The sequence below is a fragment of the Variovorax sp. V116 genome (assembly GCF_041154435.1).
Classification (GTDB): domain Bacteria; phylum Pseudomonadota; class Gammaproteobacteria; order Burkholderiales; family Burkholderiaceae_C; genus Variovorax; species Variovorax paradoxus.
Map to the genome: position 1 here is coordinate 1,031,439 of NZ_AP028661.1, position 23,966 is coordinate 1,055,404.

The 23,966-nt window shown below is 69.0% G+C and carries 23 protein-coding genes; 14 read left to right on the forward strand and 9 right to left on the reverse strand.

The features are described 5' to 3' along the window. Positions 1 to 11: 11 nt before the first annotated feature. From murD to ACAM58_RS04795, 11 genes are all read left to right on the forward strand, one after another. Positions 12 to 2,135, forward strand: a complete 2,124-nt coding sequence (gene murD, locus ACAM58_RS04745; RefSeq protein WP_012746067.1) for a UDP-N-acetylmuramoyl-L-alanine--D-glutamate ligase — start codon at positions 12 to 14, stop codon at positions 2,133 to 2,135. After that, on the forward strand, positions 2,132 to 3,430 hold the full coding sequence (ftsW, locus tag ACAM58_RS04750) for a putative lipid II flippase FtsW (RefSeq protein WP_012746068.1): 1,299 nt from the start codon (positions 2,132 to 2,134) through the stop codon (positions 3,428 to 3,430). Before murD ends, ftsW begins: the two co-directional genes overlap by 4 nt. Continuing rightward, positions 3,427 to 4,491 (forward strand): undecaprenyldiphospho-muramoylpentapeptide beta-N-acetylglucosaminyltransferase, encoded by a 1,065-nt coding sequence (gene murG, locus ACAM58_RS04755; RefSeq protein WP_018903637.1) that lies wholly within the window; start codon positions 3,427 to 3,429, stop codon positions 4,489 to 4,491. The genes ftsW and murG overlap by 4 nt, the downstream gene beginning before the upstream one ends. Continuing rightward, on the forward strand, positions 4,488 to 5,945 hold the full coding sequence (murC, locus tag ACAM58_RS04760; protein ID WP_012746070.1) for a UDP-N-acetylmuramate--L-alanine ligase: 1,458 nt from the start codon (positions 4,488 to 4,490) through the stop codon (positions 5,943 to 5,945). Before murG ends, murC begins: the two co-directional genes overlap by 4 nt. Next, complete coding sequence (locus ACAM58_RS04765; RefSeq protein WP_012746071.1) at positions 5,942 to 6,913, forward strand: D-alanine--D-alanine ligase; 972 nt, start codon at positions 5,942 to 5,944, stop codon at positions 6,911 to 6,913. Before murC ends, ACAM58_RS04765 begins: the two co-directional genes overlap by 4 nt. Before the next feature lie 2 nt (positions 6,914 to 6,915). Next, positions 6,916 to 7,704 (forward strand): cell division protein FtsQ/DivIB, encoded by a 789-nt coding sequence (locus ACAM58_RS04770; RefSeq protein WP_012746072.1) that lies wholly within the window; start codon positions 6,916 to 6,918, stop codon positions 7,702 to 7,704. A 23-nt stretch (positions 7,705 to 7,727) separates the two neighbouring features. Beyond that, entirely contained in the window at positions 7,728 to 8,957 is a 1,230-nt protein-coding gene (gene ftsA, locus ACAM58_RS04775; RefSeq protein WP_007832444.1) for a cell division protein FtsA, read from the forward strand. 168 nt (positions 8,958 to 9,125) lie between these two features. Next, the gene (ftsZ, locus tag ACAM58_RS04780; RefSeq protein WP_012746073.1) at positions 9,126 to 10,346 is read left to right on the forward strand and encodes a cell division protein FtsZ; all 1,221 of its coding nucleotides are present in this window, start codon (positions 9,126 to 9,128) and stop codon (positions 10,344 to 10,346) included. 205 nt (positions 10,347 to 10,551) lie between these two features. Beyond that, positions 10,552 to 11,475, forward strand: coding sequence for a UDP-3-O-acyl-N-acetylglucosamine deacetylase (lpxC, locus tag ACAM58_RS04785; protein WP_012746074.1), 924 nt, complete (start codon positions 10,552 to 10,554; stop codon positions 11,473 to 11,475). Positions 11,476 to 11,488: 13 nt separating this feature from the next. Continuing rightward, positions 11,489 to 11,665, forward strand: coding sequence for a hypothetical protein (locus ACAM58_RS04790; protein WP_018903635.1), 177 nt, complete (start codon positions 11,489 to 11,491; stop codon positions 11,663 to 11,665). Between the two features lie 71 nt (positions 11,666 to 11,736). Next, positions 11,737 to 12,219 (forward strand): hypothetical protein, encoded by a 483-nt coding sequence (locus ACAM58_RS04795; protein ID WP_026283872.1) that lies wholly within the window; start codon positions 11,737 to 11,739, stop codon positions 12,217 to 12,219. A 12-nt stretch (positions 12,220 to 12,231) separates the two neighbouring features. On the opposite strand, the gene ACAM58_RS04800 is transcribed toward ACAM58_RS04795, so the two are convergent. Then, positions 12,232 to 13,191, reverse strand: coding sequence for a LysR family transcriptional regulator (locus ACAM58_RS04800; protein WP_018903633.1), 960 nt, complete (start codon positions 13,189 to 13,191; stop codon positions 12,232 to 12,234). 114 nt (positions 13,192 to 13,305) lie between these two features. Here ACAM58_RS04800 and glyA point away from each other — a divergent pair, with 114 nt between their 5' ends. Further along, entirely contained in the window at positions 13,306 to 14,631 is a 1,326-nt protein-coding gene (glyA, locus tag ACAM58_RS04805; protein ID WP_026283871.1) for a serine hydroxymethyltransferase, read from the forward strand. A gap of 1 nt (position 14,632) precedes the next feature. Here the strand turns inward: glyA and ruvC are convergent, their stop codons facing one another. The 3 genes from ruvC to ACAM58_RS04820 all read right to left on the reverse strand — a co-directional run bounded on the left by ruvC (position 14,633) and on the right by ACAM58_RS04820 (position 17,306). Continuing rightward, complete coding sequence (ruvC, locus tag ACAM58_RS04810) at positions 14,633 to 15,181, reverse strand: crossover junction endodeoxyribonuclease RuvC (RefSeq protein ID WP_018903631.1); 549 nt, start codon at positions 15,179 to 15,181, stop codon at positions 14,633 to 14,635. Between the two features lies 1 nt (position 15,182). Further along, a complete protein-coding gene (locus ACAM58_RS04815) occupies positions 15,183 to 16,172 on the reverse strand; it encodes a phosphatidate cytidylyltransferase (protein WP_018903630.1) in 990 nt (329 codons plus the stop codon). Between the two features lie 252 nt (positions 16,173 to 16,424). Continuing rightward, complete coding sequence (locus ACAM58_RS04820; RefSeq protein ID WP_026283870.1) at positions 16,425 to 17,306, reverse strand: 1-acyl-sn-glycerol-3-phosphate acyltransferase; 882 nt, start codon at positions 17,304 to 17,306, stop codon at positions 16,425 to 16,427. A 7-nt stretch (positions 17,307 to 17,313) separates the two neighbouring features. Here ACAM58_RS04820 and ACAM58_RS04825 point away from each other — a divergent pair, with 7 nt between their 5' ends. Beyond that, entirely contained in the window at positions 17,314 to 17,751 is a 438-nt protein-coding gene (locus ACAM58_RS04825; RefSeq protein ID WP_038106777.1) for a DUF2809 domain-containing protein, read from the forward strand. Here ACAM58_RS04825 and ACAM58_RS04830 read toward each other — a convergent pair. The 5 genes from ACAM58_RS04830 to ACAM58_RS04850 form a co-directional block, all read right to left on the reverse strand. Then, the gene (locus tag ACAM58_RS04830) at positions 17,696 to 18,439 is read right to left on the reverse strand and encodes a transglycosylase domain-containing protein (protein ID WP_012746083.1); all 744 of its coding nucleotides are present in this window, start codon (positions 18,437 to 18,439) and stop codon (positions 17,696 to 17,698) included. The genes ACAM58_RS04825 and ACAM58_RS04830 overlap by 56 nt on opposite strands. After that, entirely contained in the window at positions 18,436 to 19,293 is an 858-nt protein-coding gene (gene aroE, locus ACAM58_RS04835; protein WP_012746084.1) for a shikimate dehydrogenase, read from the reverse strand. Before aroE ends, ACAM58_RS04830 begins: the two co-directional genes overlap by 4 nt. Positions 19,294 to 19,314: 21 nt before the next feature. Continuing rightward, complete coding sequence (locus ACAM58_RS04840) at positions 19,315 to 20,166, reverse strand: energy transducer TonB (protein WP_012746085.1); 852 nt, start codon at positions 20,164 to 20,166, stop codon at positions 19,315 to 19,317. Between the two features lie 37 nt (positions 20,167 to 20,203). Continuing rightward, the gene (locus ACAM58_RS04845; protein WP_012746086.1) at positions 20,204 to 22,264 is read right to left on the reverse strand and encodes a ribonuclease catalytic domain-containing protein; all 2,061 of its coding nucleotides are present in this window, start codon (positions 22,262 to 22,264) and stop codon (positions 20,204 to 20,206) included. A gap of 64 nt (positions 22,265 to 22,328) precedes the next feature. Beyond that, positions 22,329 to 22,922 (reverse strand): YqiA/YcfP family alpha/beta fold hydrolase, encoded by a 594-nt coding sequence (locus tag ACAM58_RS04850; RefSeq protein WP_012746087.1) that lies wholly within the window; start codon positions 22,920 to 22,922, stop codon positions 22,329 to 22,331. A 299-nt stretch (positions 22,923 to 23,221) separates the two neighbouring features. On the opposite strand from ACAM58_RS04850, the gene ACAM58_RS04855 reads away from it, so the two are divergent. Then, a complete protein-coding gene (locus ACAM58_RS04855; RefSeq protein ID WP_012746088.1) occupies positions 23,222 to 23,965 on the forward strand; it encodes a response regulator transcription factor in 744 nt (247 codons plus the stop codon). Position 23,966 lies beyond the last annotated feature (1 nt).

The following is a 23,966-nucleotide window of genomic DNA, read 5'->3' on the forward strand; positions in this document are numbered from 1 at the left end:
AGAAAAAACACATGCGGCACCTGAAAGACCTCCCCGTATTGATCCTCGGCCTCGGTGCGTCCGGGCTGGCGATGGCGCGCTGGTGCGCGCGCCACGGCGCGGTCGTCACGGTGGCCGACACGCGCGAGGCGCCGGCGCTGCTTGCGACGCTGCGGGCGGAATGGCCCGAGGTGGCGTTCATCGGCGGGCCGTTCTCGGCCGCGCTGGTCGAAGGCACGCCGATCCGCGCGGTGTACCGCTCGCCGGGCCTGTCGCCCGCCACCATCGCACCGGTCGTCGATGCGGCGCGGGCCGTGGGGCTCGCGGTCGGCGGCGAACTGGATCTGTTTGCGCGCGCGCTGCTGGACCTGCGGACCGTCGAGGTGCCGGTGGCCGAGGCGGCGCCTGAAGTGCCGGAAGACGAGCCTGCGGTGGAGGTGCCGGCGGAGCCCGTCGCGGAACCCGATGCGCAAGGCGAATTGCCGCTCGCTGGTGAGCCGGCGGAAGCTGCGGACGCCGCGGCACCGGAAGAGCCGGCAACGCCCGAGATGCCGCAAGCGGCCGAGCCCGTGGCCGATGCCGCTGCCGATGCGGCAGAAGCCGAGCCCGCACCGCCCGCCGCGCAGGCCGAAGCCATGCCGCGCGACCCGTCGCTGAGCGTTCCCGCCGCGCCGCCGCCAGGCGACGAGCAACAGCCAGCGCAGGAGCAGGCGCCGGCAGCCGAGACGCAGGACGCCGCCGAACCGGCACCCGCGCCCGCGTCCGCGCCTGCCACCGTGTCTCGCTTGCCGACCCCCGGCCAGCCCTACGTCCCCACGGCCGCCAGGGAGGCCGCCGAGTTCGTCGCCAAGATCGCCGAACTCTCCGCCACCAACCCGGCCTCCGCCGCAGTCGAGGAAGAAGACACGCCGCAGCTCAAGCTCGTGCCGATCGAGGAGCCGCCGGCGCCCAGGGGCTACACGCCCGCGGTGCTCGCCGTCACCGGCACCAACGGCAAGACTACCGTCACCGCGCTCACCGGCCAGCTGGTCGAGCGCGCGGGCAAGAGCGTGGCCGTGGCCGGCAACATCGGCCCGACGCTGCTCGACACCCTGGCCGCACACATCGATGCCGAGACGCTGCCCGATGTCTGGGTGCTCGAGCTCTCGAGCTTCCAGCTCGACGGCGTGCAGGGCTTCGAGCCGACTGCCGCCACCGTGCTCAACCTCACGCAGGACCATCTCGACTGGCATGGGGACATGCAGGCGTATGCATCGGCCAAGGCGCGCATCTTCGGCACGCAGGGCCTCATGGTGCTCAACCGCGACGACCCTGGCGTGATGGCCATGCTGCCCGCGCCCGTCAAGGTGAAGCTGCAGCGCCCGCAGGTCCGCGCCCATGTCACCTTCGGCGCGTCGATGCCGCTGCGTCCGGGCGACTACGGCATCGAGCGCGTCAACGGCATGGCCTGGCTGGTGCGCGCACTCGAGGCCGACGAAACGCAGAAGCGCAAGCGCGGCGCAGTGGTCGAGGAAGAAATCTTCCTGCAGCGCCTGCTGCCCGCCGACGTGCTGCGCATCCGCGGCCGCCACAACGCGATGAACGCGCTGGCGGCGCTCGCGCTGGCCAGCGCCGCCGGCTGCCCGCTCGGGCCGATGCTCTACGGCCTGCGCGAATACCGCGGCGAGCCGCACCGCGTGGAGCCAATCGCCATCGTCGATGAGGTCGAGTACTTCGACGACAGCAAGGGCACCAACGTCGGCGCAACGGTCGCCGCGCTCAACGGCCTGGGCGAAGACCGCCGCGTGGTTGTGATCCTCGGCGGCGAGGGCAAGGGCCAGGACTTCGAACCGCTGGCCGCGCCCGTCGCGCAGTACGCGCGCGCCGTGGTGCTGATCGGCCGCGATGCGCCGCTGATCGAGCAGGCGCTGGCCGCCACCGGCGCCTCGCTGATGCATGCGGGCTCGATGCAGGAGGCCGTCAAGCTGGCCGCCGCGCGCGCCAACCCCGGCGATGCCGTGCTGCTGTCGCCGGCCTGTGCGAGCTTCGACATGTTCAAGGACTACGAGCACCGCGCGGCCGTGTTCCGCGAGGCCGTGCAGGCGCTCGAGGACGAGCCTCGCATGGCCGGCCCGTCGTCGAACGATGCCGATTTTTCTTCGGGAGGTCCGGCTTGAACACCACGGCCGCAGGCGCCACGCCCAACGCGAAGACCAGCCGTTTCGGCGGCTGGTTCAGCCGCGCGCGCAGCGGCATCGACTCGCTGCCCGTGCACCTGCCGGTGCGGCTGGGCGGCGCCGGTGTCACGCAGACCAAGGCCGCGCCGATGCGCGTGCTCGGCTTCGACCAGGCGCTGGTCTGGGTCACGGTCGCGCTGCTCACCTGGGGCCTGGTGATGGTGTATTCGGCCTCCATCGCGCTGCCGGACAACCCGCGCTTCGCGCGTGCGGGCTACAGCGCATCTTTCTTCCTCACGCGGCATGCGGCCTCGGTGGTGTTCGCGTTCATTGCGGCGCTGCTGGCCTTCCAGATTCCCATGAAGACCTGGGAGCGCGCCGCGCCCTGGCTCTTCGTGGCCTCGCTGCTGCTGCTGGTGGCGGTGCTCATTCCGCACATCGGCATCAACGTCAACGGCGCGCGGCGCTGGCTGCCGCTGGGCTTCATGCGCTTCCAGCCGTCCGAGCTTGCCAAGCTCGCGATGGTGCTCTATGCCGCCAGCTACATGGTGCGCAAGATGGAGATCAAGGAGCGCTTCTTCCGCGCCGTGCTGCCGATGGGCGTGGCGGTGGTGGTGGTGGGCATGCTGGTGATGGCCGAGCCCGACATGGGCGCGTTCATGGTGATTGCCGTGATCGCCATGGGCATCCTGTTCCTGGGCGGCGTGAACGCACGCATGTTCTTCGTGATCGCGGCGCTGGTGGTGGTGGCCTTCGGCACCATCGTCGCCTCCAGCTCGTGGCGACGCGAGCGCATCTTCGCGTACCTCGATCCGTGGAGCGAGGAGCATGCGCTGGGCAAGGGCTACCAGCTGTCGCACTCGCTGATCGCCATCGGGCGCGGCGAGATCTTCGGCGTCGGGCTGGGCGGCAGCGTCGAGAAGCTGCACTGGCTGCCCGAGGCGCACACCGACTTCCTGCTCGCGGTGATCGGCGAGGAGTTCGGCCTGGTCGGCGTGTTGCTGATCATCGGCCTGTTCCTCTGGCTCACGCGCCGCATCATGCACATCGGCCGCCAGGCGATTGCGCTGGACCGCGTGTTCTCGGGCCTCGTGGCGCAGGGCGTGGGCGTGTGGATCGGCTTCCAGGCCTTCATCAACATGGGCGTGAACCTCGGCGCGCTGCCGACCAAGGGGCTCACCTTGCCGCTGATGAGCTTCGGCGGCTCGGCCATCCTGATGAACCTGGTGGCGCTGGCGGTGGTGCTGCGTATCGACTACGAGAATCGTGTGTTGATGCGGGGAGGCCGCATATGACCGGGCGCACCGCACTCGTCATGGCCGGCGGCACCGGCGGCCACATCTTTCCGGGGCTCGCGGTGGCCGAGGCGCTGCGCGAGCGCGGCTGGCGCGTGCACTGGCTGGGCGCGCCCGGCAGCATGGAAGAAAAGCTCGTGCCGCCGCGCGGCTTCGCCTTCGAGCCGGTGCAGTTCGGCGGCGTGCGCGGCAAGGGGCCGCTCACGCTGTTCCTGCTGCCGCTGCGGCTCCTGCGCGCGTTCTGGCAGAGCATCGGCGTGGTGCGCCGCGTGCAGCCCAACGTCGTCGTGGGCCTGGGCGGCTACATCACCTTTCCGGGCGGAATGATGAGCGTGCTGCTCAACAAGCCGCTGGTGCTGCATGAGCAGAACTCGGTGGCCGGCCTTGCCAACAAGGTGCTGGCGGGTGTGGCCGACCGCGTGTTCACGGCTTTCCCCAATGTGCTGAAGAAGGCGCAGTGGGTAGGTAATCCGCTGCGCGCGGCGTTCACCTCGCAGCCCGAACCGGCCGTGCGCTTCGCCGGCCGCAGCGGGCCGCTGCGTCTGCTGGTGGTTGGCGGCAGCCTGGGCGCCAAGGCACTCAACGCCGTGGTGCCGCAGGCGCTGGCGCGTATTGCGCCGGCCGTGCGCCCGCAGGTGCTGCACCAGAGCGGCGCCAAACAGATCGACGAACTGCGCGCCAACTACGCGGCAGCCGGCGTCGAGGGCGAACTCACGCCCTTCATCGAAGACACCGCGCAGGCCTACGCCGACGCCGACATCATCGTCGCGCGCGCCGGGGCCAGCACCGTAACAGAAATCGCGGCCGTCGGCGCAGCAGCGCTGTTCGTGCCTTTTCCCTCGGCGGTCGACGACCACCAGACCACCAACGCGCGCTTCCTCGTCGACGCGGGCGGCGGCTGGCTGGTGCAGCAGGCCGACCTCACTCCTGAATTGCTGGCTGATTTGCTACAGAAAACCGAGCGCACCGCGCTGATCGACAAGGCCGCCAAGGCCAAAACCATGCAGAAGACCGAAGCAGTGGAAGCGGTCGTCCGCGCCTGCGAGGAGCTTGCCAGATGAAGCACGCGATTCGTCACATCCATTTCGTGGGCATCGGCGGCTCGGGCATGAGCGGCATCGCCGAAGTGCTGTTCAACCTGGGCTACCGCATCACCGGCTCCGACCTGGCCGACAGCGCCACCTTGCGCCGGCTTGCCGGCCTGGGCATCGGTACCTTCGTGGGCCACGCCGCCGCGCACATCGACGGCGCGGATGCGGTGGTCACTTCCACCGCGGTGCAGTCGGACAACCCCGAGGTGCTGGCCGCGCGCGAGAAGCGCATTCCGGTGGTGCCGCGCGCGCTGATGCTGGCCGAGCTGATGCGCCTCAAGCAGGGCATCGCGATTGCGGGCACGCACGGCAAGACCACCACCACCAGCCTGGTGGCGAGCGTGCTCGATGCGGCCGGGCTCGACCCGACCTTCGTGATCGGCGGGCGCCTGAACAGTGCCGGCGCCAATGCGCAGCTCGGCAGCGGCGACTACATCGTGGTGGAGGCCGACGAGTCGGACGCCTCGTTCCTGAACCTGCTGCCCGTCATGGCGGTGGTCACGAACATCGACGCCGACCACATGGAAACCTACGGGCACGACTTCGCGAAGCTCAAGAAGGCTTTCGTCGACTTCCTGCACCGCATGCCGTTCTATGGCGTGGCCATCCTGTGCACCGACGATCCGGCGGTGCGCGACATCGTGGCCGAAGTCACCTGCCCGGTGACGAGCTACGGCTTTGGCGAAGAGGCCCAGGTGCGCGCGATCGACGTGCGCGCAGTGGGCGGCCAGATGCACTTCACCGCGCAGCGGCGCAACGGCGTCACGCTGCCCGACCTGCCGATCGTGCTGAACCTGCCGGGCGAGCACAACGTGCGCAATGCGCTCTCGGTGATCGCGGTGGCGGTGGAACTCGGCATTCCCGACGAAGCGGTGCAGCGCGGCCTGGCCGGCTTCAAGGGCGTGGGCCGCCGCTTCCAGAGCTATGGCGAGGTGGCCGCGCAGGGCGAGCCGGCCGGCAGCTTCACCGTGATCGACGACTACGGCCACCACCCGGTCGAGATGGCCGCAACCATTGCCGCCGCACGCGGCGCGTTTCCGGGGCGACGGCTGGTGCTGGCCTTCCAGCCGCACCGCTACACCCGCACGCGCGACTGCTTCGAGGACTTCGTCAAGGTCATCGGCAATGCCGACGCGGTGCTGCTGGGCGAGGTCTATGCCGCGGGCGAGCCGCCCATCGTGGCGGCGGACGGCCGCACGCTGGCGCGCGCCCTGCGCGTGGCCGGCAAGGTGGAGCCGGTGTTCGTCGACGACATCGGCGCCATGCCGCAGGCCATCCTGGACAACGCGCGCGCCGGCGACGTGGTGCTTTGCATGGGCGCCGGCTCCATCGGCGCCGTGCCGGGCAAGGTGGTTGAAATTGCAGCCGCGGCATCGCTGCCGCAACAAACAACGCGCACCAGGCGCAAGGGGGAGGCATCATGAGCCTTCAGGATCCAAAGCAGTTCGGCAAGGTGGCCGTGCTGTTCGGCGGAAGCTCCGCCGAGCGCGAAATCTCGCTCCTGTCCGGCAACGGCGTGCTCGAGGCGCTGCGCTCGCGCGGCGTCGATGCGCATGCCTTCGATCCCGCCGAGCGCGACCTCGTCGAGCTGCGGCGCGAGGGCTTCGCGCGCTGCTTCATCGCGCTGCATGGCCGGCATGGCGAGGACGGCACGGTGCAGGGCGCGCTCGAGCTGCTCGGCATTCCCTATACCGGCTCGGGCGTGATGGCTTCGAGCGTGGCCATGGACAAGGTCATGACCAAGCGCATCTGGCAGGCCGACGGCCTGCCGACGCCCCGGTACGTGCGCCTGGCGTTCGACCAGCAAAGCCGCGAGCAGGTCCGCGCCGTGCCCGACGTTCTGGGCCTGCCGCTGATCGTGAAGCCGCCGCGCGAGGGCTCGTCGATCGGCGTGACCAAGGTCGAGGGCTATTCGCAGATGCAGGACGCGGTGACGCTGTCGGCCAGGTACGACGCCGACGTGCTGTGCGAGGAATTCATCGAAGGCGAGGAAGTGACTTGCGCCGTGCTCGGCCAGGGGCTCGACGCGCGCGCGCTGCCGGTGGTGCGCATTGCCGCACCCGAAGGCGCCTACGACTACCAGAACAAGTATTTCACCGACGACGTGAAGTACCACTGCCCGAGCGGGCTGCCCGAAGCCGAGGAGCACGAGATCCAGCGCATCACGCTGGCCGCGTACCACACGCTCGGCTGCCGCGGCTGGGGCCGCGCCGACGTGATGATCCGCGCGAGCGACCGCAAGCCCTTCCTGCTCGAGATGAACACCTCGCCCGGCATGACCAGCCATTCGCTGGTGCCCATGTCGGCGCGCGCATCGGGCATTGCCTACGAAGACCTGTGCCTGCGCGTGCTGGCCTCGGCTTCGCTGGATGCCGCGGGGGGAGCGCAATAGCCATGGCCGACAGCATTCCCGTGCCCTTCGACGTCAAGCTCATGAACATCGTCTCGAACCTGGCGTTCGTGGTGGTGGCGCTCATGCTGCTGGCGGCAGGCGCATGGTGGGTGCTGCGCCAGCCGTTCTTTCCCATCGGCGGCATCAAGGTCGACGGCGACGTGACGCACAACAACGCCGTGACGCTGCGCGCCAACGTCGCGCCGCAGCTCGCGGGCAACTTCTTCACCGTCGACCTGGCGCGTGCGCGGACGGCCTTCGAGTCGGTGCCGTGGGTGCGCAAGGCGGTGGTGCGGCGCGAGTTCCCGAACAAGTTGCGCGTGACGCTGACCGAGCAGGTGCCGGTGGCCAACTGGGGCGACGAGGCCGGCTCGAAGCTGATCAACGGCTTCGGCGAGGTGTTCGAAGCCAACGTGGCCGAGGTCGACGACCGGCTGCCGCGGCTCGACGGTCCGATCGAGCAGGCCGGGCAGGTGCTTGGCATGTACCGCGTGATTGCGCCGCTGTTCCCGCCCTACGACTTCAGCGTGGAAGAACTCACGCTGTCGAGCCGGGGCAGCTGGAAGGCGGTGCTGGACACCGGCGCCGAGATCGAGCTGGGCCGCGGCCAGGCCGAGGAAGTGACGGCCCGCACCCAGCGTTTCCTGAAGACCGTGACCCAGGTCGCGGGCCAATACCGTCGCACCGCGGCGGACGTCGAGGGGGCCGACCTGCGGCACAACGACGCCTATGCGCTGCGTCTTCGCGGCGTCACCACGGTCGTTGCCGACCCCAAGACCAAGAAGAAATAGATAGCGAATACCGAGGACATTCAATGCCCAAAGAATACAAAGACCTGGTTGTCGGACTCGACATCGGAACCGCCAAGGTGATGGTGGTCGTCGCCGAGGTGCTGCCCGGCGGCGAACTCAAGCTCGCGGGGCTCGGCATCGCGCCGAGCAACGGCCTCAAGCGCGGCGTGGTGGTGAACATCGACGCCACGGTGCAGAGCATCCAGCAGGCCTTGAAGGAGGCCGAGCTGATGGCCGACTGCAAGATCAGCCGCGTCTACACCGGCATCACCGGCAGCCACATCCGCGGCATCAATTCGAGCGGCATGGTGGCGGTGAAGGACAAGGAAGTCACGCCCGCCGACGTGGCCCGCGTGGTGGAGACCGCGCGCGCCATCAACATCTCGAGCGACCAGCGCCTGTTGCTGGTGGAGCCGCAGGAGTTCGTGATCGACGGCCAGGACGTGAAGGAGCCGATCGGCATGAGCGGCATGCGGCTGGAGGCCAAGGTGCACATCGTGACCGGCGCCCAGAGCGCGGCCGAGAACATCATCAAGTGCGTGCGCCGCTGCGGCCTCGAAGTTGACCAGCTGATGCTCAACCCGCTGGCCTCGAGCCAGGCGGTGCTGACCGAGGACGAGCGCGAGCTCGGCGTGGTGCTGGTGGACATCGGCGCGGGCACCACCGACGTGGCCATCTTCACCAACGGCGCGATCCGCCACACGGCGGTGATCCCGATCGCGGGCGACCTCATCACCAGCGACATCGCGATGGCGCTGCGCACGCCCACCAAGGACGCCGAAGACATCAAGGTCGAGAACGGCTACGCCAAGCAGCTCCTGGCCGATCCCGACACGCAGGTGGAAGTGCCCGGCCTGGGCGACCGCGGCCCGCGCATGCTGAGCAAGCAGGCGCTGGCCGGCGTGATCGAGCCGCGCATCGAGGAGATCTTCTCGCTGGTGCAGCAGGTGGTGCGCGAGTCGGGCTACGAAGAAGTGCTCTCTTCGGGCGTGGTGCTCACGGGCGGCAGCGCCGTGATGCCCGGCATGGTCGAGCTCGGCGAGGACATCTTCCTGAAGCCGGTGCGCCGCGGCATTCCGAAGTATTCGAGCGCGCTCTCCGACATGGTGGCGCAGCCGCGCGCGGCCACCGTGATGGGCCTGCTCGAGGAAGCGCGCTTCGCACGCATGCGCGGCTTCAAGGTGGCGCAGAAGAACGGGTCCGTAAAGACTGCGTTCGGACGTTTCAAGGACTTCATCGTGGGGAACTTCTGACCATGAACCACTCCCCACTCTGGCTCGCACGCGGCGGTCCGCCCTTGCATTTCAACGAGCGATGGCGGCGCACGGGTCCACCGCCGCGACGACAGCTTCGTTGAACTCGTCGAGAACCAGAAAAATTCATAGATACACAACGGCAACTGCAAATTCAAGGAGTTAGAAATGACCATCGAAATGATCGAAGTCGAAGAATTCAACCAGGGCACCCAGATCAAGGTGATCGGAGTCGGCGGCGGCGGCGGCAATGCCGTCGCGCACATGATGGAGCGTGGCGTGCAGGGCGTGCAGTTCGTCTGCGCCAACACCGACGCGCAGGCACTGCAGCGCAGCAACGCGCACAAGATCATCCAGCTGGGCACCAGCGGCCTCGGCGCGGGCAGCAAGCCCGACAAGGGCCGTGACGCGGCCGAAGCCGCGGTGGACGACATCCGCGCCGCCATCGACGGCGCGCACATGCTCTTCATCACGGCCGGCATGGGCGGCGGCACCGGCACCGGCGCGGCACCCGTGATTGCGCGCGTGGCCAAGGAAATGGGCATCCTCACCGTGGGCGTGGTGACCAAGCCCTTCGACTGGGAAGGCGGTCGCCGCATGACCAACGCCGACGCCGGCCTGGCCGAGCTCGAGGCCAACGTCGACTCGCTGATCGTGGTGCTCAATGAGAAGCTGCTCGACGTGCTGGGCGAGGACATCACACAGGACGAAGCTTTCGCGCACGCCAACGACGTGCTCAAGAACGCCGTCGGCGGCATCTCGGAAATCATCAACGAGTACGGCGGCGTGAACGTCGACTTCGAAGACGTGCGCACCGTGATGGGCGAGCCCGGCAAGGCCATGATGGGCACGGCGGCCGCTGCAGGCCCGGACCGCGCGCGCATCGCCGCCGAGCAGGCCGTGGCCTGCCCGCTGCTCGAAGGCATCGACCTCTCGGGCGCCAAGGGCGTGCTGGTGCTGGTGACCGCATCGAAGGGCTCGCTGAAGCTGAACGAGTCGAAGCTCGCGATGAACACCATCCGCGCTTATGCCTCGCCCGATGCGCACGTGATCTACGGCGCGGCCTACGACGAGAGCCTGGGCGACCAGATGCGCGTGACGGTGGTCGCCACCGGTCTCTCGCGCGCCGATGCGCGCCGCCAGGCCCCCACGCTCGAAGTGATCCGCACCGGCACCGACAACATCCCGTTCAACGTGCCCACGCTCGGCGCCGGCCATGCGGGCCACGCCGGCCACGGCGGCGGCAACCAGCCGAACTACGACGGCATGGCCGTTCCCAGCGTGTGGCGCACCAACCGCACCATGGCCGCGGCCAAGGTGGACGCGCTGTCGTCGGGCGGCATGGACGACTTCGAGATCCCGGCATTCCTGCGCCGTCAAGCCGATTGACGGCAGGGCAACCGAACGCAGAGGGCACGAAGGTTCGCAAGGGGTGCGGGGAAGACCTGAAAGGGACTTCTGCCGGCTCTAGGCGCTGCGTTCGCTTCGTGCCCCTTGCGTCCATCGCCGGCCGGTGGGCATAGAACCCATGTCTATCGCTGCCATAGCGAGGGGAATAGGGCGGCATGGCCGCCGCGCGCCTAAAATCTTCGGCGTGCTGCAACAACGAACCCTCAAGTCGATCAGCCGCGCCGTGGGCGTGGGGCTTCACAGCGGACAGCGCGTGGAGCTGACGCTGCGCCCCGCACCGGTGGACACCGGCATCGTGTTCCGGCGCGTCGACCTGCCCGAGCCGGTCGACATCCGCATGACCGCCGAAGCGGTGACCGACACGCGCCTGGCCTCCACCGTCTCGACCGGCGGCGCCAAGGTGCAGACGGTCGAGCACCTGATGTCGGCCTGCGCGGGCCTGGGCATCGACAACCTCTACATCGACATCACGGCCGACGAAGTGCCGATCCTCGACGGGTCGGCCTCGTCCTTCGTGTTCCTGCTGCAAAGCGCGGGCATCGAGCTGCAGAAGGCGCCGCGCCGCTTCATCCGCGTGACGCGCAAGGTCGAGGTGCGCGAGGGCGAGGGCGCCAACGAGAAGTGGGCGAGCCTGGAGCCCTACCACGGCTACAAGCTGAGCTTCGAGATCGACTTCGACCACCGCGTGGTCAATTCCACCGGCCAGCGCGTGGAGTTCGACCTCGGCACCGATTCCTACAGCCGCGACATCGCACGCGCGCGCACCTTCGGCTTCACCAAGGAAGTCGAATACATGCGCAGCAAGGGCCTCGCGCTCGGCGGCGGCCTGGACAACGCCATCGTGATGGACGACACCAAGGTGCTCAATGCCGGGGGCCTGCGCTACGACGACGAGTTCGTGAAGCACAAGATCCTCGACGCCATGGGCGACCTGTACATCATCGGCAAGCCGCTGCTCGCGGCCTACACCGCATTCCGCTCAGGCCACGCGCTCAACAACAAGCTGCTGCGCGAACTGCTGGCCCACAGCGATGCCTACGAGGTCGTCACCTTCGAAGACGAAAAGCGCGCACCGCGCGGCTTCGGCGAAGTGGCGCGGGCCTGGTAGGCCGCGTTCGGCAATGCTTCTCTTCCGCTGGGCCATCCTGCTGCTCCTGCTGGTGGCGGGCGTGTCGTTCGCGTTCTATGCGGGAACGGGCCAGGCCAAGTACCGGAGCTTCGGCTGGATCGTGCTCAAGTGGACGCTGCTCGCGGCCTTCGGCTTTTTTGCGGTGCTGATCGCCGAACGCGTGGTGTAGCTTTATTCCTCCCGCATTCGCATGTCCGGAAACGGCATGCCGGACGGAGGCGGCGGGCGCACGATGGCGCCATGAACACACACCCTGAACATTCCACGAGGAATCCGTTCGGCGTGCAGGACGCGCCGGACCCGGACGGTCCCGACGTGGACGCATTCGCCGACAGCATCGAACTGGGCGGCGGCGCCGACGACCCGAACGCGCAACGCTGGGGTACGGTCACCGAAGAGCTTCCCGACTCGATCGCGGGCGCGTGGTCGAGCCGATGGAACGGCGGCGCGGACCCGGCCATGCCAGGCGACACCGCACAGGACTGGAAGGAAGGCAAGGCGATGGCCAAGGTGGCCGGCGGCCGCTTCTACCTGCTGTTCGACTGGAACGGCGGCAAGCGCCAGGCCCTGCTCGACGTCCGGTACATCGGGCCCGACACACTGGTCGGCCGCTACATCAACCTGGGCAGCCCGGAGATCACGCGGCCCTGGGTCGGCCGGATCGTCGACAACCGGCGGATCGACGGACGCTGGACGAACGGGCGGCTGGATTTTCGAAGATAGTCCGCGGCCTCGTCAGTCGGCCGCCAGCCCCTGCAACGCCTGCACCTGCTGCGCCAGCAGCGGCCCCTTGCGGTGCGCGGGCACCAGCAGCATGAGCGTGTCGCCCAGTGCCTTCGGCCTTCCCCAGGGCGCATGCAGCCTGCCTTGCGCGAGCAGCGGCGCCACCAGCCGTTCGCGGCCCATGAGCACGCCTTCGCCGTCGAGCGCCGCCTGCAGCGCGAGGCTGTAGAGCGAGAAGTCGGGGCCGGCGGCCAGTGCATCGGCCTCGGCCGCGCTGGTGCCGGGGCGCGCGGCCTGCAGCCAGCGCGTCCAGTCGTCGTGCCACACGGTGTCGTGCAATCCGCCGCAGCGCGCCAGCACATCGACGAGGTCGTCGAGCGCGCGCGGGCGGCCGCTCGGCAGCGCCTGCTGCAGGCGCGGGCTGCACACCGGCACGAGCCGGTCGCGTGCGAGCACCATGCCCTGCGCGCCAACGGCGGTTTCGATGCGATCGCCGGCGCGTGCATAGAACAGGCCGAGGTCGAAGGGTTCGCGGCGGAAATTCGGCGGCTGCTCGAGCGCCGTCACGGACACCTGCACGTCGGGCAGCGCCGCCTTCAGCCGCGAAAGCCGCGGCGACAGCCACAGCTGCGCCATCGCCGGCAGGGCCGCCACCTGCAGCGTGCTGCGGCGCGCGGCGGTCTGCGTCTCGTGACGCAGCGCCTGCACTGCGAGGCCGAGCTGGTCGACCGCGGCGCTGAGCGCGGGCAGCGCGCGCCGTCCATGCGCGCTGAGGCGGATGCCCTGGCTATGGCGCTCGAACAGCGCACCGCCGGCCCAGGTCTCCAGCGCCTTGATCTGCTGCGCGACGGCGGCCGGCGTGACGAACAGCTCTTCGGCCGCGCGCGCGAAGCTGCCGTGGCGTGCCGCGGCCTCGAAGGCGCGGACGGCCGTGTGCGGGGGCAGGCGAGGGCGGGGTGGTGCGAGCGGCACGCGATGTGTGGAGCCCCAGTTTTTCTAGGGCTCGGGCCCAGATTATCCGTGTTGCCCGCACGGATGGCGCAGGCGACCATGCGGCCACCTGCCACTTCCAGCGAGATCCGCCGCATGCCTGCCGCCCTCCAACGCCGCTCCTGGGTTCCCGCCGCCAGCGAAGACCATGTGCTCGCGATCGCCGCCGATGCCGCTGCGCGCGATGCGCTGGGCATCGCCGCCGAGATCGAAAGGCTCGCCGACGACAACCACCGCATCCACGACCGCGAGGGCCTGAACCTCAACCCCGCCACCAACGTGATGAACCCGGCCGCCGAGGCGCTGCTGTCGCGCGGCCTGGGATCGCGGGCATCGCTCGGCTACCCGGGGGACAAGTACGAGGTGGGGCTGGAGGCCATCGAGCGCATCGAGGTCATCGCGGCCGAGCTGGCCGCCGAGGTGTTCGGCTCGAAGTTCGCCGAAGTGCGCGTGAGCTCCGGTGCGCTGTCGAACCTCTATGTGTTCATGGCGACCTGCCGGCCCGGCGACACGATCATTGCGCCGCCGCCGGCCATCGGCGGCCACGTCACGCACCATGCGGCCGGCGCGGCCGGGCTCTATGGATTGAAGACGGTACCCGCCCCGGTCGATGCCGACGGCTACACGGTCGACGTGGCCGCGCTCGCCAGGCTCGCACGCGAGGTGAAGCCGAAGCTCATCACCATCGGCGGCAGCCTGAATCTTTTTCCGCACCCGGTGCCTGCGATCCGCGAGGTCGCGGACAGCGTGGGCGCCAAACTGCTGTTCGACGCTGCGCACCTCTCGGGCATGGTGGCCGGCAAAGCCTGGCCGCAGCCGCTCGAGGAGGGCGCGCATGCGATCACCATGAGCACCTACAAGAGCCTCGGCGGACCGGCCGGCGGGCTGATCGTGTCGAACGATGCGGCGCTGATGGAGCGCATCGACGCCATTGCCTATCCCGGCCTCACGGCCAACTCCGATGCGGGCCGCACCGCGGCGCTGGCGCGCGGACTGCTCGACTGGAAGGTGCACGGCAGGGCCTACGCCGCGGCAATGCGCGAGACCGCGCAGGCGCTGGCACGCGCGCTCGATGCCGAGGGCTTGCCGGTGTTCGCGAAGGCGCGCGGCTTCACGCAGTCGCACCAGTTCGCGCTCGAGGCCGCGCACTGGGGCGGTGGGCAGCGCGCCGGGAAGAAACTGGCCGAGGGCGGCTTGCTGGCCTGCGGCATCGGCCTGCCGATCGCGCCGGTCGAAGGAGACATCAACGGCCTGCGCCTGGGCGTGCCGGAGATCGTGCGGCTGGGCTTCACGCCCGACGACATGCCGCAGCTTGCCTCGTGGATCGCGCGTGCGCTGGAGGGCGGCGGCGCATCGGTGGTGGCGGCCGAGGTGCGCGAGCACCGCACGCGGCTCGGCGGCCTGCGCTACATCGTGCGCTGAGTCAGCGCGAGCGTCCCTGCCGGTAGGTGCCGGCGTGCGTCTTCGACAGCTCGGCCGCCTCGGCCAGCCGCGCCATCGACCGGCCGACCTGCGCATGCGTGATGGCAATGCCCAGCGCGTCGGCGGCATCGGCGCCCGGCAGGCCCGGCAGGTCGAGCAGGCGCTTCACCATTTCCTGCACCTGCGCCTTGGCGGCCTGGCCGTGGCCCGCCACTGCCTTCTTCATCTGCAGCGCGGTGTATTCGGCCACGCTGAGATTGCTGTTGACCAGCGAGGTCACGCAGGCGCCGCGCGCCTGGCCCAGCAGCAGCGTCGACTGCGGATTGACGTTGACGAAGATGATCTCGACCGCCGAGGCATCGGGCTGGTAGCGCGCAGCGATTTCCGCGATGCCGTCGAACAGCACCTTGAGCCGCGCCGGCAGGTTGCCGCTGCCAAGGTGGCGCGTGCTGATGGTGCCGCTGGCCACGTAGCGCAGTGCATGGCCGTCCGAATCGACCACGCCGAAGCCGGTGGTCAGGAGGCCGGGATCGATGCCGAGAATGCGCATGTCAGAGGTTGAAGTACCAGCGGATCGAGTGAAAGAAGATCGGCGCCGCGAAGCACAGCGCATCGACGCGGTCGAGCAGGCCGTTGGCGCCGGTGACGCCCACGCCTTTCTTGCCCCAGTTGGGAATGCCGCGGTCGCGCTTGAGCGCCTTCATCACCAGGTGGCCCATGGAGCCCGCGATGCAGGCGATGACGGACACCGCCAGGGCCTGGCCGAACCTGAAGGGCGTGATGAACGAGAACAGCGCGCCCACGAGGCTGGCCACCCCGATGCCGATGCCCCAGCTGGTCCAGTTGAAGCTGCGGCTCACGTTGGGCGCGAAGGGCTTGCGCTGGGTGCGGCGCGAGATCACGTGCTGCACCAGCACCGAGGTCTGCACCACGAACACCAGGAAGAACACGAGAAAGGCGCTCTTGCCTTCGTAGCCCGGAAAGCTCAGCAGCAGCAGCGCGGGCACATGGCTCATGCCGTAGACGCAGACCATGATGCCCCACTGGAGCTTGGCGTTGCGCTCGAGAAAGTGGCTCGGGTCGTCGGCCAGCGCGCTCGCGACCGGGATCGCGAGGAAGACGTAGACCGGAATGAACACGGTGAACAGGTCGAAGCGCGCGGTGGCGACGAGCCAGAACTGGATCGGCAGCACGACGAAGAAGGCCAGGATCAGGCTGCGGTGGTCGCCGCGCCGCGTGGGCGAGAGCGTGATGAACTCGCGCAGCGCGAAGAAGGCGATGAGCGCGAACAGCACGGTGGCGACGGTCTCGCCCAGTGCCCAGCCGATCCAGAACACGATCACCATGAACCAGGTGGTGCCCAGCAGCTTGCGGTAGTGCGCAAGCTCGGCCTGCCAGGCGGCGTCGTGCACGGGGTTGCGCCGTTCCCTGAAGCTCAGCAGGAAGGCGGTGGTGCTCACGATCACGAGCAGGCCGAAGACGATGAGGAACAGGGCCGCGACCTGCTGGGTCGGGGTGAGGCTGCGCAGGAACTGGTTCATGTCAGTTTTCCTCCGCGCTGTTGTTGTTGGTGCTTGCGTTGCAGGCGCTCTTGTTCGGGGCGCGTGCACAGGCCACCGGGTACTCCCCTCCGCGAATGTCCCCCGGCCTGCGGCCTCCTCCTTTTATTTCGCTGCGGGGAGCACCCGATGCCCTGTGCACCTGGGCACGCTGTCGGTTCGCGGCTGATCAACCACCGCCCTGAACGGCAGGCCCTAAACACAACGCGGCACAAAGAAAGGCGAGGTTTCATTTCAGACATCGCGCAATGCAATCACCGCGGCACGGGCGCGATCGAGGAACGGCCGGCGCTCTTCGCCTTCCTCGACGCGGATCGGCGCGCCGAAGGTGACGGAGCACAGGATCGGCACCGGCACGATCTCGCCCTTGGGCATCACGCGCTGCACGTTGTCGATCCATGCCGGCACCAGCACCACCTCGGGAAACATCGTCGCGAGCGTGTAGAGGCCCGACTTGAACTTCTGCGGCTCTCCCGTGTGGCCGCGCGTGCCTTCGGGAAAGATGATGATCGAGTCGCCGCTGCGCAGTGCCTCGACCAGCGGCGCCAGCGGGTCGGAGGCGGGCGTGGGCGGCTCCGGCTCGACGGCTGGCGGTGCGACGGGCGGCGCGGCCGGTGGTGGCGGTGGCGGCGGAGCGGGAAGGTCGAGCCGGCCTTGCACTTCGTCGAAGGCTTCGGGGGTGATGTCGACGACAGGCGGTGCCATGGGCGCCAGCGGCAGCAGGGGCTCCATCGAGGGTTCGATGCGCTCGGGCTGCGGCGCGGTGGCGGCAGCTCGCACGGGCGGCGGGGGCGCTTCGGGTTCCGCCGGCGCTGCGGCAGGCGCGGCCGTCGCCGTCGCCGCGCGCTCCACATACACCGCGTTGAACACCTCGGTCGTGATCCAGCGCTTGACGGGCGTATTGGCCCAGTAGTCGCGCGCCGCAATCGGCCGCGTGATGCTGCGCAGTTCCTCGGGCAGGGCCGCCCAGATCATCACGAGGTCGGCGTGGCTCTGGTGGTTGGCGAAATAGATGCGCTGCTCGGCCTTTGGCGGGCAGCCGTACCAGCGCGCCTGGGCGCCGGTGAGCAACCGGACGATTCCCAACAACAACCAACCTGTGAGCTTTGCCAGCATGGGCGCGATGATACGGGGCATGCGATGGCGTTTCGATCCTCTTTCCCTGGTGTGGGCGGTGGCCCTGTTCCTTGTTCTCGTGCTGCTGGCCACTGTCGGCGCGCGCTGGGGCTGGCTGCGGAGCTTTTTCGGCGACGTGCTGGCCGTGGCGTGGGTCTACCTCGTCTTCAAGGCCTTCATCGCCGCGCGCCTGCTGCCACTGGCGCTGGCCGCGCTCGGCGTGGGCCTGGCGGTCGAATTGGGGCAGTTCCTGGCCTCGGCCTGGCACCTGCACATTCCGAACCGCGCGCTGCGCATCGTGCTCGGCAGCACGGCCGACGGGTGGGACGTGCTGGCCTATGCGATCGGCTTCGCAGCCGTGCTGGCCATGGAAGCGCTGCGCGAAGCCCTCAGGGCAGTTCGGCCGACGGCATCCGCGCCACGATCGTCGAGGCCCGTCCGCTGAGGTAGGACGAGCCGGTGCGGCGCTCGAAGAACTTGGGGCTCGGCAGCATCACGGCAAGGCGCGCGGCTTCGGCGGCGCTCAGGCGCGAGGCGGGCTTCCTGAAGTAGTACTGGGCCGCCGCCTCGGCGCCGAACACGCCTTCGCCCCATTCGACGTTGTTGAGGTAGATCTCGAGGATGCGCCGCTTGTCGAGCAGCACCTCGAGCGCCATCGCGAGCGCCAGTTCCTGGCCCTTGCGCAGCAGCGTGCGCTCGCCGGAGAGCAGCAGGTTCTTCGCAAGCTGCTGCGTGATGGTGGAGCCGCCGCGCAGCTGGACCGGCCGCACCGGTTTGCCGCGTGCGATGGCGCGAGCCGCACGCCGGGCCGCGAGTTCCTCGGCCTTGGCATTGCGCTGGCGCGCCCGCTCGATGGCTTCCCATTCCACGCCGTTGTGGTCGATGAAGTCGGCGTCTTCGCTCGCGATGACGGCGCGCTTGAGGTTGTCGCTGATCTGCGCGTAGGGCACCCATTCCTGGCGCCAGGCACCCTTGCGGCCCTGGTGGATGGCGATCTGCCAGGCTTCGCTGCGCTGGAACGCGGTGCTCTGCGGATCGATCACCGCCATGGCCGCGATGCGCCCCACGAAGAAAAGCTCCAGTGCCACGCCCGCCACCAGCAGGCAGGCCACCAGCCGCAGCAGCCGCTTCATCGGCCGGCGGCGAGCGAGGCGCGCAATTCGGCCAGCACCTGCGCGCCGGGCGGGCGCACGCCGCGCCAGATCTCGAAGGCCTCGGCCGCCTGTTCGACCAGCATGCCGAGCCCGTCGCGCGGCACCGCGCCGTGCGCTTCGGCCCAGGCCATGAAGCCGGCGGCCGCGGGGCCGTACATCAGGTCGACCGCGAGCGAGCCGGGGCGCAGCACCTGCGCGCGCACCGGCACCGCATCGCCCGCGAGGCTGGAGGCCGTGGCATTGACCACCACGTCGAAATTGCCGGACACTTCGTCGAGCGCCCAGGCTTCGAGTACCGCGCCGTGGCGCAGCGCCAATGCCGCATGGCGCTGCACCAGCGCCATGGCCTTGCCGACCGTGCGGTTGGCCACCACGATGCGCGCGGCGCCGGCGTCCAGCAGCGGCCCGAGCACGCCCGCCGCGGCGCCGCCCGCGCCGATCAGCAGCAGCTCGCGGCCCGCCAGCGGCACGGCGGCGTTGCGCACGATGTCGTTGACCAGCCCGATGCCGTCGGTGTTGTCGGCGTGGATGCTGCCGTCGGCTTCGAAGCGCAGCGTGTTCACCGCCTGCGCAAGCACGGCGCGCTCGCTGGTGTGCTGCGCGAGCGCAGCGGCGTCGAACTTGAAGGGCACGGTCACGTTGCAGCCGCGCGCCGTGTCGCCGCGCTCGGCGGCTTCGCGGCGGAAGGCGGCCACGCCTTCGGCAAAGGCGCCGACCGGAACGAGCCGGCGGCTGTAGTCCATCTGCTGGCCGCAGAGTTCGGCAAACCGGGCATGGATGCGCGGCGAGCGGCTGTGCTCGACCGGGTTGCCCATTACGCAGTACAGGTCCATGGCGCGTGGATTCGCTGTTGTCTATTGGGAGGAGAGCTCGATGGTCTCGTCGCGCGTGAACTTGAAGCGCGACTGCAGCACGATCTGGTCGGTCTCTTTTCGCATCGCATCGGTGAATTTGCCGAAGCTGCCGATGCTGTGCACGATGGCCTTGGCGCGGCGGTCGAGCACGACGTCGCCCGAGCTTTCGTCGACCACGGTGTCGAGGATCTTGCCGTCGTGGTTGATGGTGATCGTCATCTTGAGCTCGCCGTAGAGCTTCTTGCCGGCCGCCGTGGGGAAGTTCTCGGTGCCCCGCACTTCGATGCGCCGGCGCAGCGTGTCCACGTAGATGGCGTAGGCCGCCTCGCGCGTGGAAGGGCTCAGGTAGCGCTTCTTGGGGCGCGCGTTCTCTTCGTTCACGCGGCGCTCGATCTCGGCCAGCAGCTCCACCATCTGGCGGCGCTTTTCCTCGCGGGCCACGGCCTCCTTCGGGTCGCCCGAGGCGCGCGGGTCCGGCGCGGGCATGGCGGCCAGCTCGCGCTTGAGCTGCGCGAGCAGCTGCATCTGCTGGGCCTGCATGGCCTCGACCTGGCGCCGGGCCTCCTCGATCGAGTCGCCGACGGCGGTGAAGCTCGACGGCGGCAGCGGGCTGGTGGCGCGGCCGCGTTCGAGGTCGCCGCCGCCCGCGAGCGAGGTCTGGGCCATCACGCGGGCCCTGGCGTCGGGCTTGTCGTTGGTCTTGCTGTTGACCAGGATCACCTCGAGCGGTGTTTCGCTGAAGACCCGGTTGAATGATTCGGGATCGACGAAGCGCACCGCAAGAAGTGCGGCATGCGCGATGACCGACACGCCGAGTGCGATCTGCAGCGTGCTCAGATCCCTGAAGTTCATGGACGACGCTCCTTGGCGCGCATGGAGTGGCCGGTGCTCATGCCGGCGTGTTTTCCGGGGCCGCCTCGCTGTCGCTGAGGTCGACTGCAATGGCGATGGGGCCGGCGACTTCTTCCACTTCCTCGTCGCCGCCTTCCTCCTCGGCCGCGGCATCGGCCTTGGGCGCATCGAGGCGCTCGAGCACGGTGCCGTGCACGTCGAGCGCGATCTCGTCGATCTCGCCGAGCTTCACGCGCAGGCGCGCGCCGCGCTCCTGCTGGCCCGCCACCGGGAACACCAGCGGCAGGGTGTCCGCGCGCACCAGGGCACCGTTCGGAATGTCCTTGATGACGGTCGCCTCGAGCTCGGTGATGCCTTGCTGCTCCAGGTACTTGAGCGTCCAGAAGCGTTCCATGCCGCCCTGGTAGGCGTTGTAGGTTGCGTAGGCAGCATCGAAGCCCGAGAGAATGGAGAACAGGTCCGCATCCTTGGGCTTGAACGGCGCGGCCAGCGCGGCGGTCTTGCCGTGGCGCGCGGCGGCAATGATCTGCCACTGGTTCACGAGGTCGGTGTAGCGGCGCAGCGGCGAGGTGCTCCAGGCATAGCTCTTCACGCCCAGGCCCGCATGCGGCAAGGCCCGCGTGCCCATGCGCACCTTGATGCCGGGCGCCAGGCTGGCCTGGCTGCGGTAGAGCCCGGGCACGCCGAGTTCGCCGAGCCAGCCGCCCCAGCTGCTGTTGGCCAGGATCATGGCCTCGGACACGATCAGGTCGAGCGGTGCGCCGCGCTGGCGCGTGGTGATCTGCACCTGTTCGCTGCCGTTCGGTTCGCCGTCGTTGCCCACGAGGCGAAAGTTGTAGTCGGGCCGGTTGAAGTTCTCGGGCTTGCCGCGCACCACTTCGCGCTGGGCCTTCAGCTGCTTGGCGAGGCGGAACAGGAACGAGAGCGGCGCGCGCAGCTTCGCAGCGGCTTCGGGCGTGTTCTCGCTCGTGAACGAGGCGTCTTCGAGCCAGGGCTGCGTGACCACGGCGTCGAGCTGGTCGTGCCGCAGGTTGGCCACGATCGGCACGCGTTCGAGCTTCGTCTCGGTCGACTGCAGCTCGAGCGTGGTCTCGTCGAAGCGCGCGTAGAGCGACACCGCCGGCCGGTCGCCGCCTTCTAGCAGCGTGTAGGTGCTCACGACTTCGTCGGGCAGCATGGTGATCTTGTGGCCCGGCATGTAGACCGTGGACATGCGCGCGCGCGCCACCTGGTCGATGGCGCTGCCCGGGGTCAGCGCCAGGCCGGGCGCGGCAATGTGGATGCCGACCGTGACGGTGCCGCTGCCAAGGCCCTGCACCGACAGCGCGTCGTCGATTTCGGTGGTCTGCGAGTCGTCGATCGAGAACGCCTGCACGCCTTCGGCCAGCGGCAGGTCGTCCACGATGGGCGGCGCGGCGAGCGCCGGGAAGCCCGTGCCCTTGGGAAAATTCTCGAACAGGAAGCGCCGCCAGTGGAACTGGTAGGGCGAGTCGATGGCGCCGGCGCGTTCCAGCAGTTCGAGCGGCGGGCGCTGGGTGGCGCGCGCGGCGTCGACCACGGCCTTGTATTCGGGCGCGTTCTTGTCGGGCTTGAACAGGATCTTGTAGAGCTGCTCGCGGATCGGCTGCGGGCAGATGCCCTCGGCCAGCTGGGCGGCCCATTCGACGATCTGCGCCTGCACCACTTTCTTCTTCTCGATGGCGGCCAGCGCCTGCTGCAGGATCTCGGCCGGTGCCTTCTTGAAGCGCCCCTTGCCCGCGCGGCGGAAGTAGTGCGGCGCCTCGAACAGCGCGAACAGCGCCGCGGCCTGCTGCGCGAGCGTGGGCTTGTCGCTGAAATAGTCGGATGCGAGATCGGCAAAGCCGAATTCGCCCTCCGGCGCGAATTCCCAGGCCAGGTCGAGGTCCATCGTGGCCGCGAGCGCGCGCGCCTCGACGATCAGCTCGGCCGGGGCCGGCTTCTCGAAACGCAGAACGATGTTGGCGCCCTTGACCTTGACGCGCTTGCCGGTGTCGAGCTCGACCTGCGCCGATGCTTCGGCCTCCGACAGCACGCGGCCGCCGAGGTACTTGCCGGCTTCTTCAAACAATACAAACATGCCCGGATTGTCCCAGACTTGGGGACGCGCACGGGCCTGGCCGCTGCGCGATGCCTGCCGGGCCTCAGACGGGATTGATGAACGCGATCACGTCGTCGAGGTGGTTTTCCTCGAAATCGGACAGAGCATGGTCGCCGCCCTCGATCAGCTTGATGTTGCTGTCGGGATAGCGCGCCGAGGTTTCGTGCCAGTCGAGCGCTTCGTCGCCCTTGGCGATGATGGCCAGCACGCGCTCGGGGCGGGTGAGTGCGCCGACCTCCATGGTGCGCAACTCCTGGATGTATTCGGGCTTGAAATAGAAGTGCTCGGCCGGGTCGTGCCAGGCGGTCTGGTCGCCGATGTAGCGCGCCAGGTCGCGCGCCGGATGCACCGCCGGATTCAGCAGCACGGTGCGGCAGCGCGTCATGCCGGCCACGTAGGTGGCATAGAAGCCGCCGAGCGAGGAGCCCACCACGGCCATCGACTTGCGCGGCCAGTCCGCGATGCCCTTCATCACCATGTCGATGGCTTCGCGCGGCGAGGGCGGCAGTTGCGGACACCACCACTGCAGGTCGGGGTGCTCCCGGGCCACGCGCGCTGCCATCAGCCGCGCCTTGGTGGAGCGGGGCGAGGAGCGGAATCCGTGCAGGTACAACAGGTGAGTGGTTTGCGGGTCCATGCGGGGCGGAGACTGGAAGTGGTGCGGTCTACACAGCTCCCTGGAAGGAGCCGGTTGATTTTGCATGAGGACCGTGCGCCCGACGCGGTCCTCGGCGCACGAGGCTTCGATATGAGGGCTTACTGCACGGAGGTGTTGGTTTGCCACAGGGTCCATGGACGATGCCAAGAAGCAAAAAGTATTCAACCGGAGCGCGCGACCGGACTCGCAAGTCAACGCGAGTTTCAACGGCCCGCGCCGGTGTCCGCATCCCATGAAAACGGGAGGTCCGCCGGCCCTTTTGCGTTGCGCCGAAGCTTATGCTCAAGCCCATGAACATCGAGGCAACGGACACCGGGAAGACGCACCGCTGGGGCGTGCTCGTGGTCGAGGACGACAGCCGCGCGCGCGCCTTCTTCGAGGCGAGCGTGCAGCGCAGCGCCAGCCTTTTCTGGCTCGGAAGCGCCGGCACGGTGCACGAGGCATTGGCGTGGATGGCCCAGGCCACCATCATTCCCGACGTGCTGCTGGTCGATCTCGGCATGCCCGACGGCAGCGGGCTCGACGTGATCCGCGAGGCCGTGGCGCGCTTTCCGGGTTGCGAGCCGCTGGTGATCTCGGTCTTCGGCGACGAGGAAAACGTGCTGGCCAGCATCGAGGCCGGCGCCGTCGGCTACATCCACAAGGACGCCGCGCCGGAAGACATTGCGCAGACCATCGTCGAGATGAAGGCCGGCGCCTCGCCGATCTCGCCCATGATCGCGCGGCGCGTGCTGGCCAAGTACCGCAGCCTGCAGCTGGCCGGAACGCTCGCCGCCGCGCCGCCCGAGGCGGCCCTCGGCAACACCACCACGGCGCCCAGCCTGCTGTCCGCGCGCGAGCACGAGGTGCTGACCTTGATCGCGCGCGGTTTTTCCTATGCCGAGATCGCACGCCTCAAGGGCCTGAGCGTGCATACGGTGCAGACGCACATCAAGAATCTCTACGGCAAGCTGGCCGTGCACTCCAAGAGCGAGGCCGTGTTCGAGGCCACGCGCCTCGGCCTGCTGTCCCATCCGGGGTGAA